General features: G+C 68.2%; 15 protein-coding genes. 4 read left to right on the plus strand and 11 right to left on the minus strand.

Annotation, left to right across the window (positions count from 1 at the left end):
• Positions 1–54: 54 nt before the first annotated feature.
• From M5E06_RS23960 to M5E06_RS23985, 6 genes are all read right to left on the minus strand, one after another.
• Positions 55–1395 carry an ABC transporter substrate-binding protein gene (locus M5E06_RS23960; protein WP_252140337.1) on the minus strand — a complete coding sequence of 447 codons (1341 nt, stop codon included), beginning with the start codon at positions 1393–1395 and terminating at the stop codon, positions 55–57.
• Positions 1396–1567: 172 nt separating this feature from the next.
• On the minus strand, positions 1568–2488 hold the full coding sequence (locus M5E06_RS23965) for a LysR family transcriptional regulator (protein ID WP_252140338.1): 921 nt from the start codon (positions 2486–2488) through the stop codon (positions 1568–1570).
• A 57-nt stretch (positions 2489–2545) separates the two neighbouring features.
• A complete protein-coding gene (locus M5E06_RS23970; protein WP_109151800.1) occupies positions 2546–3115 on the minus strand; it encodes a hypothetical protein in 570 nt (189 codons plus the stop codon).
• On the minus strand, positions 3112–3774 hold the full coding sequence (locus tag M5E06_RS23975) for a ParA family protein (protein ID WP_109151801.1): 663 nt from the start codon (positions 3772–3774) through the stop codon (positions 3112–3114). The genes M5E06_RS23970 and M5E06_RS23975 overlap by 4 nt, the downstream gene beginning before the upstream one ends.
• A gap of 148 nt (positions 3775–3922) precedes the next feature.
• Positions 3923–4576, minus strand: a complete 654-nt coding sequence (locus tag M5E06_RS23980) for a hypothetical protein (protein WP_252140339.1) — start codon at positions 4574–4576, stop codon at positions 3923–3925.
• Entirely contained in the window at positions 4573–5403 is an 831-nt protein-coding gene (locus tag M5E06_RS23985) for a helix-turn-helix domain-containing protein (RefSeq protein WP_252140340.1), read from the minus strand. Before M5E06_RS23985 ends, M5E06_RS23980 begins: the two co-directional genes overlap by 4 nt.
• A 682-nt stretch (positions 5404–6085) precedes the next feature.
• Here M5E06_RS23985 and M5E06_RS23990 point away from each other — a divergent pair.
• On the plus strand, positions 6086–7318 hold the full coding sequence (locus M5E06_RS23990; RefSeq protein ID WP_252140341.1) for a plasmid replication protein: 1233 nt from the start codon (positions 6086–6088) through the stop codon (positions 7316–7318).
• Positions 7319–7322: 4 nt separating this feature from the next.
• Here the strand turns inward: M5E06_RS23990 and M5E06_RS23995 are convergent, their stop codons facing one another.
• The 4 genes from M5E06_RS23995 to M5E06_RS24010 form a co-directional block, all read right to left on the minus strand.
• Positions 7323–7958, minus strand: coding sequence for a phosphatase PAP2 family protein (locus tag M5E06_RS23995; RefSeq protein WP_252140342.1), 636 nt, complete (start codon positions 7956–7958; stop codon positions 7323–7325).
• An 88-nt stretch (positions 7959–8046) separates the two neighbouring features.
• The gene (gene hutG / locus M5E06_RS24000) at positions 8047–8862 is read right to left on the minus strand and encodes an N-formylglutamate deformylase (RefSeq protein WP_252140343.1); all 816 of its coding nucleotides are present in this window, start codon (positions 8860–8862) and stop codon (positions 8047–8049) included.
• Complete coding sequence (gene hutH / locus M5E06_RS24005; RefSeq protein ID WP_252140344.1) at positions 8859–10397, minus strand: histidine ammonia-lyase; 1539 nt, start codon at positions 10395–10397, stop codon at positions 8859–8861. Before hutH ends, hutG begins: the two co-directional genes overlap by 4 nt.
• Positions 10394–11758: a formimidoylglutamate deiminase gene (locus M5E06_RS24010; RefSeq protein ID WP_252140345.1), complete on the minus strand. Its 1365-nt coding sequence runs from the start codon at positions 11756–11758 to the stop codon at positions 10394–10396. Before M5E06_RS24010 ends, hutH begins: the two co-directional genes overlap by 4 nt.
• Before the next feature lie 96 nt (positions 11759–11854).
• On the opposite strand from M5E06_RS24010, the gene hutI reads away from it, so the two are divergent.
• The 3 genes from hutI (at position 11855) to hutU (ending at position 15678) form a co-directional block, all read left to right on the plus strand.
• Entirely contained in the window at positions 11855–13102 is a 1248-nt protein-coding gene (gene hutI, locus M5E06_RS24015; protein WP_252140346.1) for an imidazolonepropionase, read from the plus strand.
• The gene (gene hutC, locus M5E06_RS24020) at positions 13099–13827 is read left to right on the plus strand and encodes a histidine utilization transcriptional repressor HutC (RefSeq protein ID WP_252140347.1); all 729 of its coding nucleotides are present in this window, start codon (positions 13099–13101) and stop codon (positions 13825–13827) included. Before hutI ends, hutC begins: the two co-directional genes overlap by 4 nt.
• 168 nt (positions 13828–13995) lie before the next feature.
• Positions 13996–15678 carry a urocanate hydratase gene (gene hutU / locus M5E06_RS24025; RefSeq protein ID WP_252140348.1) on the plus strand — a complete coding sequence of 561 codons (1683 nt, stop codon included), beginning with the start codon at positions 13996–13998 and terminating at the stop codon, positions 15676–15678.
• A gap of 168 nt (positions 15679–15846) precedes the next feature.
• Here hutU and M5E06_RS24030 read toward each other — a convergent pair whose 3' ends face one another.
• Positions 15847–17175 (minus strand): GH1 family beta-glucosidase, encoded by a 1329-nt coding sequence (locus M5E06_RS24030; RefSeq protein ID WP_252140349.1) that lies wholly within the window; start codon positions 17173–17175, stop codon positions 15847–15849.
• Positions 17176–17301 lie beyond the last annotated feature (126 nt).

The following is a 17301-nucleotide window of genomic DNA, read 5'->3' on the forward strand; positions in this document are numbered from 1 at the left end:
AGCTTTGGCGGGCGGGATACCTCCCCGCCAAAGCTCCAACGAAAAAACGTCGCCTCAGCGGCCGTCCCAGGCCGGCATCGGGTAGACGACCGGCTTGGTCGCCACGTCGAACGGCCACACCGTCACATACTGGCCGCCCTGCACCTGAACGATGATGCCCTGGCCCAGTTCGTTCTGGCCGTTGGCGTCGAACTTCACGCCCTTCCACGGCATGATCAGGCCGCTGGCCGGGATGTCGGTCTTCTGAAGCGCCTCGCGGATCGCGTCGGGCTTGGTCGAGCCGGCCCGGTCGAGCGCGTCGGCCAGCACGGCTATGCCGGTGAAGGCGCGGGCGGAGTTGCCGTTGAAATTCACGCCGGTGCGCTGGTGCATCAGGTCGTTGACCTGTTTGATCAGCGGATTGCGCTCCGCCTGATCGAGCGCCCAGACCTCGCGGCTGATGACGAACTCGCCATCCTTGCCCATGGTCTTCAGGAACTCGCTGTCGTTGAAGCCGGCGTCGTTGGCCAGCAGCATCTTCGGCGAGAAGCCCAGCTCCTTGTAGGTCTTCATCGACAGGATGGCGTCGCCGAGATAGCTGGACTGCATGATGACCGCCGGGGCGGCTGCCTTGATCCGCTGCACCTCCGACGTCATCTGCGTCGTCTTCGCCGGATAGAGGATCTTCTCGGCGATGGTGAACTTCTGCTCCTCGGCCAGCTTCACCTGCAGCTTGGTCGTCTCGTTGCCCCACAGCGTGTTCTCGTTGAACAGCGCGACGGTGCGCAGCTTGTCGCCGGTCTTCTTCTCCATGTCCTGCAGGAAGGTGAAGAAGTTGCCGACGAACAGGTCGTCATGCGGCGTGGTGCGGAAGAACCATTTGAACTTGCGCTGGGTCAGCGAAGCCGACGAGGACTCGCCGTTCAGAAAGGGGATGCCATAGCGCTCGGCGACCTGACTGGCGGTGGCGGTGACGTTGGAGAAATAGGCGCCGGTCAGCGCCACCACCTTCTCACTGGTGATGAGGCGTTCGGCCTCGGTGGCGCCGACCTGCGGGTTGCCCTGATGGTCGCCGAAGATCAGCTTGATCTTGGCGCCGTGCAGATGCGGCAGGCCGATGCCGGCGATCAGCCCCGGCGGGGCGGGGATTTCCTTGTTGATGATGGCGGCGGCCAATTCGGCGGCGGCCTTCAGCTCCACACCGGTGGAGGCGGCGGCGCCGGTCAGCGGATAGATCACGCCGATGCGGATCTCGTCCTCCGCCTGGGCCGGAGAGGCGCCGAAGCCGACGCCGGTCAGCGCGGTCGTGGTCAGCAGGGCCGCCGCCGCAAGCATGCGCTTGATCGTCTGCCGGCGGGTGGGGAGCTTGCCCTTGGGCGTGCGGGTGAGGTCGGTGATCGCTGCCGCGAACCGCATCGTGAAATCTCCTCTGTTCAGTGCCTTGGTGGCTTTTGGCGCGTGCCTTTGTGGCTGTTCGGTTGCGCCTCTGACAAGGATGATGACACGAACAGTCTTGTGTCCGTCCAATCGTATGTTTTGATCTGGATTGATAAGCAGCGACGATCAATCGCTTGCTAATCCGCGCCGATCACTCCGCGGCCTGGGGCGCCTCGTTGCCCGTCGTCGCCTCGTAATTTGCGGCCACCTCGGCCGCGAGATCGGCGACGACCGACGCCATATGGTTCTCCGCCGTGGCGGAATGGGCGGCGCAGAAGGTCATGCCGGGCAGCGGTGCCTGCGACCGGATCAGCCGCAGCCGGCCTTCCGCCAGTTCGCGCTGGACGATGACGGTGGGGATGACGCTGACGCCGACGGCATCCACCGCCATCCGCACGACGCTGGCGAGCGAGCTGTTGCCGAACATCCGCACCGGCAGGCCGATGGACGAGAACATCTCGCGGATCACGCCATAGGGCTGGGTGGTGCGGGAAAAGGTGATGATCGGCCAAGCCGCCAGATCTGCCAGCGACACCGGCTCCGCCGGCAGCGACAGCGCCGGACTGGCCACCCAGCCCAGCGGGTAATTGCCGACGGGGATCGTCCTGAACCGCATGTCGGTGTAGGAAGCCAGCATCACCGCCACGTCCAGCTCATGCCGGGCAAGCGCATCGCGCAGGCTGGGGGAGGTTTCGACCTCGATTTCCAGCGATACGGCAGGGTAGAGGGCGTTCAGCCGTTCGATCAGCTGGCTGAGCCAGGTGTGGACCACCGTCTCCGCCACGCCAAGGCGGATGACACCGCGGATGGCGCTGCGGTCCGCGACCGCGGTCAGCAGCTCCGACCTCAGCGCCATCATCTTCTCGGCATAGGTCAGCAGGACCATCGCCTGCGGTGTCGGCGCCACCCGCCGGCCGACCCGTTCGAACAGGGTGACGCCCAATTCGTCCTGAAGCTGGGCGATGCGGGCGGAGACGGCCGGCTGGGTGGTGTTCAACCGCTCCGCCGCCCGACGGAACCCGCCGAGCCGCATCGTCCAGATGAAGATCTCCAGCGATTTCAGGTCCAGCATGCCTCACCCATCCCCGTCCCGGATCATCGCACGCCGCACCGTCATCGCCGGCCGTTCTCAGTCCTCGTCGGCCAGCGTCGCCAGTTCCGCCTCCAGAACCGCCAGCCGTTCGCGCAGCCGGTCGCGCTCCGCCTCCAGCGCCTCGCGGCGGCTGACGTGGTCGATCGCCTTGTTCCGCAGGTCACGCTTGAAGCGGACGATCTCCGGCCGGGTGACGTCGGGACGGATCAGGTTGCGCTGGTCGGCCAGCCGCAGCTGCTCGCTGGTCAGGGTGGCGAGCTGGTAGACGGTGGCGTAGCTCGGCGGCAGCTTCGGTCCGGGCAGGCGCCCGCTGTCCACCGCCTCCGCCACCATGCGCAGCTGATAGGCGACCTGATAGCCGAAGGGCAGCTCGTTCTCGACCATCGCCTGGAACTCGCCATGCGGCAGCCGCGCCCGCGCCTGGACCAGATAGCGGCCGATCAGCAGGAACTTCTCCTGCGCGCTCCGCCAGAGGGTGGAGATTTCCTGGACGAACTCCTCGCGCCGGACGAGGTCAACCGTCGCCTCCGACATGCGTTCGATCCGCTCGTCCACCGCGATGTGGCGACGGGCCTGGGCCTTGGAAACCTGCTTGAACCCGCTCATTGCGCCAGCTCCAGTTCGTGGCGGACGAAGGCCCAGACGCCGGCGACATGCTCGGCGCCCTTGCCCCCCTTCAGCTCCAGCAGGCCGAGTCCGCGGCCGGCGGTGAACTGGATATCCTCGTAATCCGGCACCTCGACCGGACAGATCCGGCCGTCGCCCAACAGCTTGCGCTGCGCCTCGGTGAAGCCGCGGGTCCGCGGCTTGACGCGGTTCATGACGAAGGCGGCGTTCTTGCCATAGCGGCGGACGAAGCGCATCCAGGGCCGGACGGAATCCAGGTCGTCGTCGCTCTGCCCGGTCGGGACCACGATCAGGTCCGACGACAGCGCCAGCAGCTTGAACTCCTCCGGATGGTCCTCGATCGACGGCGGCGTGTCGATGACCAGAAGATCGAAGCCCGCGATGCCGTCCAGCGCCGCCCGGATGTCGACGGGCGTCATGCCGGCCTCGAAATGGGTGATGGAGGCCATGCCGTCCGGACGCTTGGCGAACCACTTGGTCAGGCTGCGCTGCGGATCGAGGTCCAGCGTCGCCACCGCGCAACCGTCGAGCGCGGCGGCCACCGCGATGTTGCGGCTGAGCGTCGTCTTGCCGATCCCGCCCTTCGGGCCATTGACCAGCAAGCGCTTCACCGGCCCGTGTCCCGTGTCGTTGCTCATTCCCATGCCCCTTATCGCCATCGGCTGTCGGCCCCTTTTACCAAAGCCGAGCCGTGGCGCAAATCTAAGACATGTCTTAGCTTCGCACCGCCGGTACAGGGTGTCACCCCTGCCACAGAAGTACGAGTTAAGACAGAAACCGTCCTCATCATCGCATACGACGCATAGCCGACGCCAGTACCGGACGCACGGCACCGGCTCCGCCGCCCAACTCCCCGGTTCGCTCGCCGGCCCTTTCCCCAGCTAGGGCGATGGCACGCAACCGTTCGGCCAGAGCCCGTTCGGCGGCACAGGCCTCCTCGCACAGCGCGCGGATCTCGGCGATGCTCGGCCGCCATTTGCGGGTGCGTCGCCAGCGGCGGGCCGCCTGATCGATGGCCCAGGCCGGAAACTCCCCCAGATCGTCCGCCCAATCCATCGCGAGCAATTGCTCCACCTCCGGCGTCGTCGCCTTCGCCGGGAAATGGCTGAGCAGCGCCAGCACGCGACCCAGCAGATGGTTGGCAGATGCCGGCGCCAGGATGGTTTCGTCGATCTCCGCAAGCGCCATGCTGGCGAGTGCGGCATGGCGCGGCGTCACCCCGTCGGGAGGCGTCCAGTCCTCCACCACATCGGCAAAGCCATCCTCGGTGAAGCGGCTGTGACGCCCGACCTGCCCGCGGTCGAGCAGCCGTTGCAGCGGCTCCGGCAATGCTTCGCGCAGCATCCGGCTGCGCAGGGCCGGGGTCATCGCCGGATCGAAGGGCAGCGGCAGGCTGGGCGGAGCGGCGGGGGCTGCTGGGAACGGGTGCAGGTTGCTCATGCGATCCCCCAGGGATTGGCGGGCGTGGCCGATTGTCCGGCGTTCAGGCGCGCGGCAACGCTGGCCCAGGCCGACAGGCGCTGTTCCGCATTCGCGGCGGCAGCGGGTGGTGATGTGCGGGAAGCAGTGCGGGCACCGCGGTTGACCGATCCGCGGACTGTTCCCGCGAGCTGTGGCGCCATACGCCCAGCGTCCTGTAACAGCCAGGACCGCCATGCCGCCGCCGGATCGCGGTAGCGGTAGCCATGGGCCCGGCATTGCTGGACGAAGCGCTCGGCATGCCCATCGACGTCTAGGTCGGGGAAGCGACTTGCAGCCCACTCGCGGTCGGCGGTCGGTGGCGTCCAGTCCTGCGGAACCGCCTCGGCCACTGGTGCCATCCCGTCGTCCGCACGCCGGTGGAGCGTGTCTGGAATCTGTTCTGGTTCAGGCTGTTCATGACTCGCTGCTGAACAGGGGGAGTCCGCGGCTGAGTCAGCGGGGCTGTCCGCCCCTGCACCATCACCGGCCTTCTCTTCCGCCGTGTTTCCGGCGATCAGCGCCAGCCGATAGCGGCAGCTCAGCCGGCCACCGTTGGACGAGCGGCGGTGTTCGATGCCGACCAGCCCGAGCGCCTCCAGCCGGCCCAGGATCCGGTTGACGGTGGGCCGGCTGCGTTTCAGCTTGGCCGCCAGCGTCGCCTGCGACGGCCAGCACACTCCCGCCTCGTCGGCGTAGGTACTGAGCGCCGCCAACACGGCGAGGCCGTCGGCGTCGAGGTCGGGGTGGTCGAGCCACCAGGCCGGGATCCGGCCCCAGCGGTTCGGGTTCGTGCTGTTCTCGGTCATCTGTGGCGATACTCCTCCGCGCCATCCGCGCAAGATTGGACGCATGGACGGCCGCATGTCTGGCTGTCGCGATTGGTCCAGAGGATTCGAAGCGGTTGATGGCAGAGTCGAATCGCGGGCAGGCACTCCATGACCACCCCATGGAGCGGTAGCCCGCGCATGGTGAGCGACAGCCCGCGACCATAAAGCCCCTGCCCGCGACCATGGAGCATCCGCTCGCGGTTCCGCGGCGAATCGGAATCCTGGTGCTTTTGGCCGCGGTCCTGGAGCCTTTGCCCGCGATTTGGAGCCCGCCGCCCGCCCGCGATCCCGGACAATCCTGGAGCAACAGCCCGCGATTGACCGCGGATAGCGGCATTCGCGAGCAATCCGGCCCCTCTCGCTTCCGCTCCCGCCTGCCATGGAGTGGCAGCCCGCGGTTCCGCTCAGCCCGCCTGCCGGTCCGTCGGTGCCGATTCTCCCCGATTCTTCAAGGAGTCGCCGTCACGCACGCTAGCAGGACCGCCCTCGCGGCCCAATCGCGGGCTATCGCTCCATGATCGCGGGCCGTTGCTCCATCATCGCGGGGTGCTGCGCCATATCCGCGGGCTGTCGCTCCATCCCGGATGCGGTAATTTCTCCGCGTTCTGTTGCACCGGCGGGTTCGGCGCGCCATGGTTACTCCCGACCTTCGGAGACGTTCATGACCAAGATGGCCCCGACCAGCGCCGCGCAACTTATCCTGTTCGAGCTGGAAGACCGTTCGCAATCACACCTGATCGCGCTCTACGATCTGGCGCCGCGCTTCGTCTTCGTCTCCCGCGACAATGACAAGGAAAAGGCCGCCAAGGACAAGGGCGAGCTGGTCACCAAGGACAACTTCATCAAATCGGTGCGGCGCGAGTTCGCTTTCCGCGGTCGCAACTATCGTCTGACCGTCCAGCCCGCCCGTATCGACCGGCTCAGCACCGCGAAGAAGGACGACCGCGTCCCCGGCACCGGGCCGGATCTGGTCGAAGTCGAGATCTTCCCGTCGGAGCGCGAACAGGTGGTTGAGCAGGTCGTCCGCCGCCTCGCCATGGACCGCTCGCGCCTGTCGCTGACCGGCGAGAACCGCGACAAGGTGCAGATGCGCTTCAGCCTCTACGAGATCCAGCGGGAGCTGCGGGCGGTCAACCACACCCTGTCGATCCAGGACATCCGCGAATCCCTGACCATCCTTGCGCGGTCGCGCATCATCATCTCCACCGGCGGCAGCGCCGAGCCGGGGAAGAAGAGCCGCGGGCAGAACCTGCTGGAATCCACCGCCTTCCCGGTGCTGGCGATCCGCTCGCGCCCGGATCTGGTCGACGAGGATGGCGGGGTCGAAGAGACCTATCTGGAATTCAATCCGCTGGTCTCCGCCGCCATCCGCGATCTGGAGTTCAAGCCGGTCTCCTACGCCTGGCTGATGAAGCTGAAGTCGCCGGTGTCGCGCTGGCTCTACAACCGCCTGTCGATCGAATACGACACCGCCGACGACGAGGCGAAGCCGATCTCGATCAGCGCCGACGAGATCATCAAGAACAGCGGCATGAACGAGTGGTCGCGCCGCCGCGATACGCTGCGGGTGGTGACCTCCGCCGTCGACGCGCTGGTGGAGGAGGGGATCCTAGACGTCGCCGACAAGGAATACACCAAGGTTGGCAAGCGCATCGATGCCATCGACTATGTGCTGACCCCGTCGCAGAAGTTCCTGGATCAGGTCCGCCGTGGCCGCCGGGTGCAGACCACCAACATCGACCTGCTCAAGCAGATCGTCGGCAACGCCATGCGGCCCGACGGTTTCGTGCCGCTGAAGGCGGGGGAGGTGGCGGAGGTCCGCAACAAGCGCGCCAAGCGGCTCGCCGATTCGGCCAAGCCGGCGCAGGCCGCCTTGCCACTGCCCAAGAAATAGCGGCTCAGCGCGCCAGCAGGCGCCGCGCCAACAGAGTGACCGCCGTTCCCAGCAGCGCGCCGGCCAGCACGTCGGACGCCCAGTGCCTATGCCGGACCACCCGTCCGCCGGCAAGCGCCGCCGCCGTTCCATAGATCATCAGGCTTTGCGCGGGCGACCGGCTGACGGTGGCGAGCGCCGTCGCCGCGGCGAAGGCGCTCGCCGCATGTCCCGACGGCAGCGACCGCGCGCTGATGCGCCATCCCGGTTTGCGGCGCGGGGCGCATTCATCCGGACGCCGACGCTTCACATAGCGTTTGATCGAGCGACTGGCGGTCGCAGTCACCACCAGACCGGCCACGCCGACGCTGCCGGCGCGGCGCAGATCCGGTTGACCGGTCAGCAGCCCGACGAGGCCGGCGATGGCGAAGCCGGGGATCAGCACATGCCGCTTTATGGCGTAATGGCCCGCGGTCGCCAGAGCATGGCTGACCGGGCCGGGATCGCAGGTGACGATGTCGTGGACCTGCGCGTCCAGCGCATCGACGGCGGTCAGGGTGGGCTGGAGGATGGCGGGAACCGGGTTTCCGCCATAGCCGATGCCGCCGCCCGGATTCTCGATGCCGCTCTGTTCCCCGCTCTGTTCGATGATGTCGCTCAACGTCGGTCCTCTGCATCCTGCGCCGCAACAAGGGGCGCCGCAGAGGAACGCGAGGCGCATGGGGGCGGTTCCCCGCCCCCGATACGGATCAGCCCTGCACCGGCCGCCAGCCGGCGAAGGCGTCCAGCACCGCCGTCAGCACCCGCTGCAGCTTTTCAGCCCGGTCGGGGCAATAGGCGAAGGGCGGCGCTTCCTCGTCCATGTAACGGTCCTGCGCCAGTTCCATCTGGATGGCGTGGATGCCGTCCGCCGGGCGGCCGTACTGGCGGGTGATGTGGCCGCCGACGAAGCGGCCGTTGGTGACGCAGGTCAGCCCCTCCGCCGCCGAAGCACTTTCCATCGCCGCGACCACGCGGGCGGCCAACTGCGGATCGACGCTGGTGCCGCGCGCCGTTCCCAGATTCAGGTCGGGCAGCCGCCCATCGAACAGGCGCGGCACATGGCTGCGGATCGAGTGGGCGTCATAGAGCAGGGCGTAGCCATGCCGCGCCTTCACCCGCTCCAGTTCCGCCGCCAGCGCATCGTGGTAGGGCCGCCAATAGCCTTCGACCCGCTGCGCCACTTCTGCCGCGTCGGGAACCTGTCCGTCGCGGTAGAGCGGCGTGCCGTCGAACAGCACATCCGGACACAGGCCGGTGGTCGCCTGTCCGGGATAGAGGCTCTCGCCGGTCGAGGCCCGGTTGAGATCGACGACATAGCGGGAATAGCGGGCGCTGAGCAGTGTGGCGCCCATATCCTTGGCGAAGCCGTAGAGGCGCGGGATGTGCCAGTCGGTGTCGCGCAGGGTCAGCGCCTCCTCCGTCAGCCGCCCGGCCAGACCGGGGGAGAGTTCGGTGCCGCAATGGGGCATGCTGACGACTAGCGGCCCGTCGCCTCGCTCCAGATCGAAGATGGTGTCGCTCATTGTGCGGTCTCCAGTTCCACCGGCATCAGATGGTCAAGCGCACCGTTGCGCACCAGGGCGCCGATGGCGGCCAGATCCGGGGCGAAGTAGCGGTCGACCTCGTAACGCGGCACGTCGGTGCGGATGGTGGCGATGGCCTGCTCCAGCCGGTCGGCGGTCTTCAGCGGACGATGGAACTCCAGCCCCTGAATCGCGGCCAAAAGCTCTATACCGACGATGTCGGCGACGTTGCCGGCGATGTCGCCGAGACGCCGGGCCGCGAAGGTCGCCATGCTAACATGGTCCTCCTGGTTGGCGGAGGTCGGCAGGCTGTCAACGCTGGCGGGGTGGGCGAGCGACTTGTTCTCCGACGCCAGGGCGGCGGCGGTGACATGGGCGATCATGAAGCCGGAATTCAGGCCCGGTTCCGCCACCAGAAACGGCGGCAGGCCGCTGATGGTGGTGTCGATCAGCATGGCGATGCGGCGTTCGGCCAGCGCGCCGATCTCCGACGCGGCGATGGCGAGTTGGTCGGCGGCCATCGCCACCGGCTCCGCATGGAAGTTGCCGCCGGACAGCACCTCGTCGGTGTCGACCAGAACCAGCGGGTTGTCGGTGACGCCGTTGGCCTCGATCACCAGCGTGCGCGCCGCCTGCCGCATCTGGTCCAGCACCGCGCCCATCACCTGCGGCTGGCAGCGCAGGCTGTAGGGGTCCTGCACCCGGTGGCAGTCGGGGCCCTGGTGGCTGGCGTTCAGCTCGCTGTCGGCCAGCACCTCGCGGAAGGCGGCGGCGACGGCGATCTGGCCCGGTTGGCCGCGCAGCGCGCTGATGCGGGCGTCGAACGGACGGTGGCTTCCCTTGACCGCCTCGACCGACAAGGCACCGGCGACCAGCGCCGCCTTGAAGGTGCGCTCGATTTCGAACAACCCGGCGAGCGCCAGACCGGTCGACACCTGGGTGCCGTTGATCAGCGCCAACCCTTCCTTGGCCTTCAGGTCGAAAACCGGCAGACCGGCGATGCGCAGCCCCTCTTCCGCCGGCAGGGTCTCGCCCTTCACCCGGACATGGCCGATGCCGAGCAGCACACCGCAGAGATGGGCGAGCGGCGCCAGATCGCCCGAAGCGCCGACGGAGCCCTTGCCCGGCACCACCGGCAGCACGTCTGCCTCATACAGCTTCAGCAGCGCATCGACCAACGCCGGCCGCACGCCCGAGGCGCCGACCGCGAGGCTGACCGCCTTGATGACCAGGATCAGCCGCACCACGCCATCGGCCAGCGGGGCGCCGACGCCGGTGGCGTGCGACAGGATCAGGTTGCGCTGGAGCGTTTCCAGATCCGCCGCGGCGATGTGGGTGTGCGCCAGCTTGCCGAAGCCGGTGTTGACGCCATAGACCGCCTCGTCGCCGCCGGCGATCTTGTCGATCAGGGCGCGCGAGCGCTCCATCCGCGGATAGGCCGCCGGGTCGAGCGTCAGGGCCGGACGGCCACGGTAGATGCTGCGCAACGTGTCGAGCGACAGCGCGCCCGGAACCAGAGTGATGCTCTCGCTCATCCCAGAAGTCTCCCAAGTGTCTTTTTGAAGCGGTCGGCGATCTCCTCCTCCTGCGGGTGGCGGCGGTCGCGGACGATTGCGCGTCCGGCGATCACCACATCGCGCACGAGGGGGGCGTTGCCGGCGAAAATCCAGCCGTCCAGCAGCGCATCGCCTTTGCGGGCCGCCAGCAGCGGGTGATCGGTGTCGAGCACGACGATATCGGCGCGGAGGCCGGCGGCGATGCGCCCGGAGTCGAACCCGGTCGCCTGCGCCCCGCCGGACTGGGCGTCCTCCACCAGCCGGCGGGCGGTGGAGCGGCGGGGGCCGCCGGCCAGCACGGTGCGCCGTTCGCTGGTCAGCCGCGCGCCGTATTCCAGCCAGCGCAGTTCTTCCACCGGGCTGACGGAGATGTGGCTGTCGGAGCCGATGCCCCAGCGGCCGCCCTGCGCCATGTAGGAGTCGGCGGCGAAGAAGCCGTCGCCGAGATTGGCCTCGGTGGTCAGGCAAAGCCCGGCGACCGCACCGCTGGCGGCGACGCCCGCCACCTCCGCTGCGGTCATGTGGGTGGCGTGGATCAGGGACCAGCGGCCATCGACCGGCTGGGTGTCGAGCAGATGCTCCACCGGGCGGCGGCTGCGGAAGGCGAGGCAGTCCTCGACCTCCCGGCGCTGCTCGGCGATGTGGATGTGGATCGGGCCTTGCGGGTTGGCGGCGACAGTCTCGGTCAACAACCCGTCCGGCACGGCGCGCAGCGAATGCGGGGCGATGCCAAGTTGCACGTCGGAGGATTCGCCATAGGTGCTGCGCAGGGCCGTGGTCAGCCGGTCGAACCCTGCCCCGTCATGGATGAAGCGCCGCTGCCCGGCGGTCGGTGGCGTGCCGCCGAAGCCCGACGCGTTGTACAGCACCGGCAGCAGCGTGATCGGCAGCCCGGCGGTCCGCGCGGCGGCGATGGCGCGGTGGCTCATCTCCGCCGGGTCGGCGTAGGCGCGCCCGTCGCGGTCGTGGTGCAGGTAATGGAATTCGGCGATGGCGGTGAAGCCGGCCTTCAGAGTCTCCACATAGAGCTGGGTGGCGACCGCCTCGAAATCCTCCGGCTCCATACGGTCGAGCGCCCGGTACATCACCTCGCGCCAGCTCCAGAAGCTGTCCGACCCCTCGCCGGAGCTTTCGCCCATGCCGGCGATGGCGCGTTGATGGGCGTGGGAATGCAGGTTGGCGATGCCGGCGACCGCCGCCCCGGCGAAGCGCTCCGCATCGGCCGGGCAGGCGGCATTGGGCATCGCCGAGACGATCCGGCCGCGCTGGTCCGTCGTGACCAGCACATCCTCCGCCCAGCCGTCCGGCAGCAGCGCCGAGGCAAAAAACAGGTTGCTCATGAGGGCGCCCTCGCTATTATAGACAACACTATACAAGTATAGGCAACCTGCTGCCAAGGGGGTTGCGGTACAAACTTGTAGGAAGGAGCCGAACCGATGCCGACCAGCGCGCCGTGGGATTCCCTGTGGATCGATCTGTCCGTAACCACGATGGGTGATGCTGACGGCTACGGCGCCATCGTCGACGCCGCGGTTGGCATCAAGGATGGCCGTATCGCTTATGTCGGTCCGCGCGCCGATCTGACCGATGAGCCGGAGGCGTTGGCGACCGAGGTGCATTCGGGGCAGGGCGGCTGGATGACTCCCGGCCTGATCGACTGCCACACCCACCTCGTCTATGGCGGCAACCGCGCCCGCGAGTTCGAGATGCGGCTGAACGGCGCCACCTATGAGGAGATCGCGCGGGCCGGCGGCGGCATCCTGTCCACCGTCACCGCCACCCGCGCCGCCAGCGAGGACCAGCTTCTGGCAGCCTGCCTGCCGCGGCTGGACAGCCTGCTTGCCGAAGGCGTGACGACGGTGGAGGTGAAGTCCGGCTATGGCCTCGACACCGAAACCGAAACTCGCATGCTGTGCGTCGCCCGCCGGCTGGCCCAGGTCCGCCCGGTGGAGATCCGCACCACCTACCTCGGCGCCCATGCCCTGCCGCCGGAGTTCAAGGGCGACCCCGACGGCTACATCGACCGCGTCTGCGCCGAGACGCTGCCGGCCATCGCCGAAGCCGGGCTGGCCGATGCGGTGGACGCCTTCTGCGAAGGGATCGGCTTCTCGGTCGCCCAGACCCGCCGGGTGTTCGAGACGGCGAAGCGGCTCGGCTTGCCGGTGAAGCTGCATGCCGAACAGCTGAGCAATCTCGGCGGCGCCCGGCTGGTGGCGGAGTTCGGCGGGCTGTCGGCCGACCATATCGAGCATCTGGACGAGGAGGGCGTCGTCGCCATGGCCAAGGCAGGCACGGTGGCGGTGCTGCTGCCCGGCGCCTTCTACGCCCTGCGCGAGACCAGGCTGCCGCCGATCGACCTGCTGCGCCGCCATGGCGTGCCGATGGCGCTGTCCACCGACAATAACCCCGGCACCTCGCCGGTGACCTCGCTGCTGCTGATGCTGTCGATGGGCTGCACCTTCTTCCGGCTGACCCCGGCGGAGGCGCTGGCCGGCATCACCCGCCATGCGGCGAAGGCGCTGGGGCTGGCCGACCGCGGTGTCATCGCGCCCGGCATGCGCGCCGATCTGGCGGTCTGGCGCATCGAGCATCCGGCGGAACTGGCCTACGCCATCGGCCTCAACCCCTGCATGGCGGTAGTGAATGGCGGCGTGGTCCGCAGCCCCCGCATGGAGGCCTCATGAGCGACACCATCTCCACCGCGCAACCGCGCTACGCCCAGATCAAGGAAGCCATCCGCCGCCGGATCAGCTCCGGCGACTGGCCCGAAGGCTTCCAGATCCCGTCGGAGCACAAGCTGCTGGAGGAATTCTCGGTCAGCCGCATGACGGTCCACCGCGCGCTGCGCGACCTGACCGACGAGGGGCTGCTGACCCGCGTGCAGGGGCTGGGCACCTTCGTCGCCGAACGGCCGCCCAGCACCGACGTGGTGGAACTGCGCAGCATCGCCGACGAGATCGCCGAGCGCGGCAACCTCCATTCCTGCCGGGTGGAGCAATTGCTCGCGGATGCCGCCGATGCCGGTCTGGCCCGCCGCTTCAACCTGCCGGTCGGGGCCAAGCTGTTCCATTCCATCGTCGTCCACAGCGAAAGCGATGTGCCGGTGCAGCTTGAGGAACGCTGGGTCAATCCGGCGGTGGCGCCCGACTATCTGGACCAGGACTTCACCCGCCAGACGCCCGGCGAGTACCTGATCCGGCTGGAGTCCTCGCCGCAGGTGGAGCACGTCATCGAAGCGGTATCGCCGACGGCGGAAATCGCCCGGCTGCTCGACATCCCCGTCACCGAACCCTGCCTGCGCGTTACCCGCCGGACGTGGGTGCAGGGGAGGGTGGTGACGGTGGCGATGCTGGTGCATCCCGGCAGCCGGTATCGGCTGGGGGCACGGTTCCAGTTGCCGCCGCCTTAAAGGTTCTCGCCCGCGGCCCCCTCCCTAACCCTCCCCCGCCTTTCGGCGGGAGAGGGGACTGCCGCCACTCCCGCGCTCAACTCCCTCTCCCGCGAAGCGGGGGAGGGTCGGGGAGGGGGCAACAGCACCTTTCCTAACCTTCACCCTCCCACCAGGAGCCATCCACCCATGTCATCCCGCCTCGACAACCAGCGCGTCATCCGTGCCCCGCACGGCCCCGAACTGAGCTGCAAGAGCTGGCTCGCCGAGGCGCCGATGCGCATGCTGATGAACAACCTCGACCCCGACGTCGCCGAACGGCCGCAGGAACTGGTCGTCTATGGCGGCATCGGCCGCGCCGCCCGCGACTGGGAGAGCTTCGACCGCATCGTCTCGGCGCTGAAGACTCTCAACGACGACGAGACCCTGTTGGTGCAGTCGGGCAAGCCGGTCGGCGTCTTCCGCACCCATGCCGACGCGCCGCGCGTGCTGATCGCCAACTCCAACCTCGTGCCGCGCTGGGCGACCTGGGAGCATTTCAACGAGCTGGACCGCAAGGGTCTGGCGATGTACGGCCAGATGACCGCCGGCAGCTGGATCTACATCGGCAGCCAGGGCATCGTGCAGGGCACCTACGAGACCTTCGTCGAGGCCGGACGCCAGCACTACAACGGCGACCTGAAGGGCAAGTGGATCCTGACCGGCGGTCTCGGCGGCATGGGCGGCGCTCAGCCGCTGGCCGCCACCATGGCCGGCGCCTGCATGCTGGCGGTGGAATGCCGCCCCAGCAGCATCGAGATGCGCATCCGCACCGGCTACCTCGACCGTCACACCGCCGACCTCGACGAGGCGCTGGCCTGGATCAACGAGGCCTGTGCGAAGGGCGAGGCGATCTCCGTCGGCCTGCTCGGCAACGCCGCTGACGTCTTCCCGGAACTGGCGCGCCGCGCCGGCACCGACATCAATGCCCGGCCGCACATCGTCACCGACCAGACCTCCGCCCATGATCCGGTGAACGGCTATCTGCCGCAGGGCTGGACGCTGGAAGAGTGGGAGAGCGCCCGCGAAAGCCAGCCGGCCGCCGTTGCCGCCGCCGCCCGCAAGTCGATGCGCGTGCAGGTCGAAGCCATGCTGGCCTTCCACGCCATGGGCATCCCGACCGTCGATTACGGCAACAACATCCGCCAGATGGCGAAGGAGGAGGGGTTGGAGAACGCCTTCGACTTCCCTGGCTTCGTCCCCGCCTATATCCGCCCGCTGTTCTGCCGCGGCATCGGCCCGTTCCGCTGGGCGGCGCTGTCCGGCGATCCGGAGGACATCCGCAAGACCGACGCCAAGGTGAAGGAGCTGATCCCCGACGATCCGCACCTGCACAACTGGCTCGACATGGCGGCCAAGCGCATCCAGTTCCAGGGCCTGCCGGCGCGCATCTGCTGGGTTGGCCTGGGGCAGCGCCACCGCCTGGGCCTCGCCTTCAACGAGATGGTGAAGTCGGGCGAGCTGAAGGCCCCCATCGTCATCGGCCGCGACCATCTCGACAGCGGCTCGGTCGCCAGCCCGAACCGCGAGACCGAGGCGATGAAGGACGGCTCCGACGCCGTGTCGGACTGGCCGCTGCTGAACGCGCTGCTGAACACCGCCAGCGGGGCGACCTGGGTCAGCCTGCACCATGGCGGCGGCGTTGGCATGGGCTTCTCGCAGCATTCGGGCATGGTCATCGTCTGCGACGGCAGCGACGCGGCGGCCAAGCGGATCGAGCGCGTGCTGTGGAACGACCCGGCCACCGGCGTGATGCGCCACGCCGACGCCGGCTATGACATCGCCATCGAGTGCGCCAAGGAGCAGGGCCTGAACCTGCCGTTTCTGAAGTAAGGCGGGCGGAGAATCTCCCTCTCCCGTCCCGGGAGAGGGAAGGGGCCCATGCGGAGCATGGGAAGGGTGAGGGGTGGCGCAAGGAACCATGCGCTCCGTGATTCTTGACCTAACCCTCACCCTCCCCACTTCGTGGGTCCCCTCCCTCTCCCGGGGCGGGAGAGGGCATTACGCCCCCCGGATCAACTGCGAGTACCAGCGCGCGGACTCCTTCGGGATCCGCGCCTGGGTTTCAAAATCGACCCGGACGATGCCGAAGCGCGTGCCGTACCCGCCGCCCCATTCGAAATTGTCCAGCAGCGACCAGACGAAGTATCCGCGCACGTCGGCACCCAGCCCCTTCGCCTCCGCCATTGCAGCGATGTAGGCCTGCAAATAGGCCAGCCGCTCCGCATCGACCACGCGCCCCTCGGCGTCGGGCGTCTCCGCCGCCTTGGTGCCGTAGCCGTTCTCCGTCACGTAGATCGGCAACCGGTAACGCCGGGTCAGGTCGACAAGCGTCTCGCGGAAACAGCCGGGGTCATAGGGCCAGTCGATGGCCGTCCGCTTCATCCCCGGCGGCGGTGACCCGAAGCCGAAGCCCCAGATCAGGCTGTCGTCCCGGCGACCATAGACCGGCGCGTAATGATTCAGCCCGAACCAGTCCACCGGCCGGGCGATGCGCGCCATGTCGCCGGGCTGCACATAGGGCTCGATGACTTCGGCGATGCGGCGCGGATAGTGGGCCAGCAACTGCGCATCGGGGAAGGCGCGGTTCCAATGCTCGTCGAACAGGGCCGCCGCCTCGACATCCTCCGACTTGTCGGTTTCCGGCCGCATCGGCTGGACGCTGTGCACCGCGCCGATGGAGGCCCCCGGCACCAGCGCGCGCAGCACGTCCACCCCGGCGCCATGGGCGAGGTTGACGTGGTGGATCGTCTTCAGGTGGGCGGCACGGTCGGCGATGCTGGGCGCCCCCCAGCCGAAGGCCCAGCCGAACAGGGTGAAGACCGAAAACTCGTTGAAGGTGGCCCAGCGCTTCACCCGATCGCCATAGCGCCGGGCGCACAGCGCCGCATAATCCTCGAACCAGCCCACACCGTCCCGCGTGCTCCAGCCGCCCAGATCCTGCAAGGCCTGCGGCAGATCCCAGTGATAGAGGCAGAGCCAGGGCTCGATCCCCTTTTCCAGCAGCCGGTCGATCAGCCGGTCGTAGAAATCCAGCCCCTTCCCGTTCGGCGCCCCCCGCCCGCGCGGCAGCACCCTGGGCCAGGAGACGGAGAAGCGGTAGGCCTGCAAGCCCAGATCCGCCATCAGGCCCACATCCTGCGGCATCAGGTGGTAATGGTCGCAGGCGACGTCGCCGCTCTCGCCGTTGTCGACGCGGCCCTTCAGCTTGCAGAAGGTGTCCCAGATGCTGGGCGCCCGCCCGTCGGCCTCGGCCCCGCCCTCGATCTGATAGGCGGAGGTGGAGGCGCCCCACAGGAAATCTTTGGGAAAAACCGGACGTTCGGCCATGACGGATCACCCGAATGGAGAGTGGTCGGATCCTACCCTTTTCCCATCCGGGTGGAAGGGGCCAATCGTCGCTGCGGCGGGTGGCGTGGGGCACCACCATCCGTCGGGTAAAGCGTCACCATATCG

The organism is Azospirillum sp. A1-3, assembly GCF_023806445.1.
Lineage (GTDB): Bacteria > Pseudomonadota > Alphaproteobacteria > Azospirillales > Azospirillaceae > Azospirillum.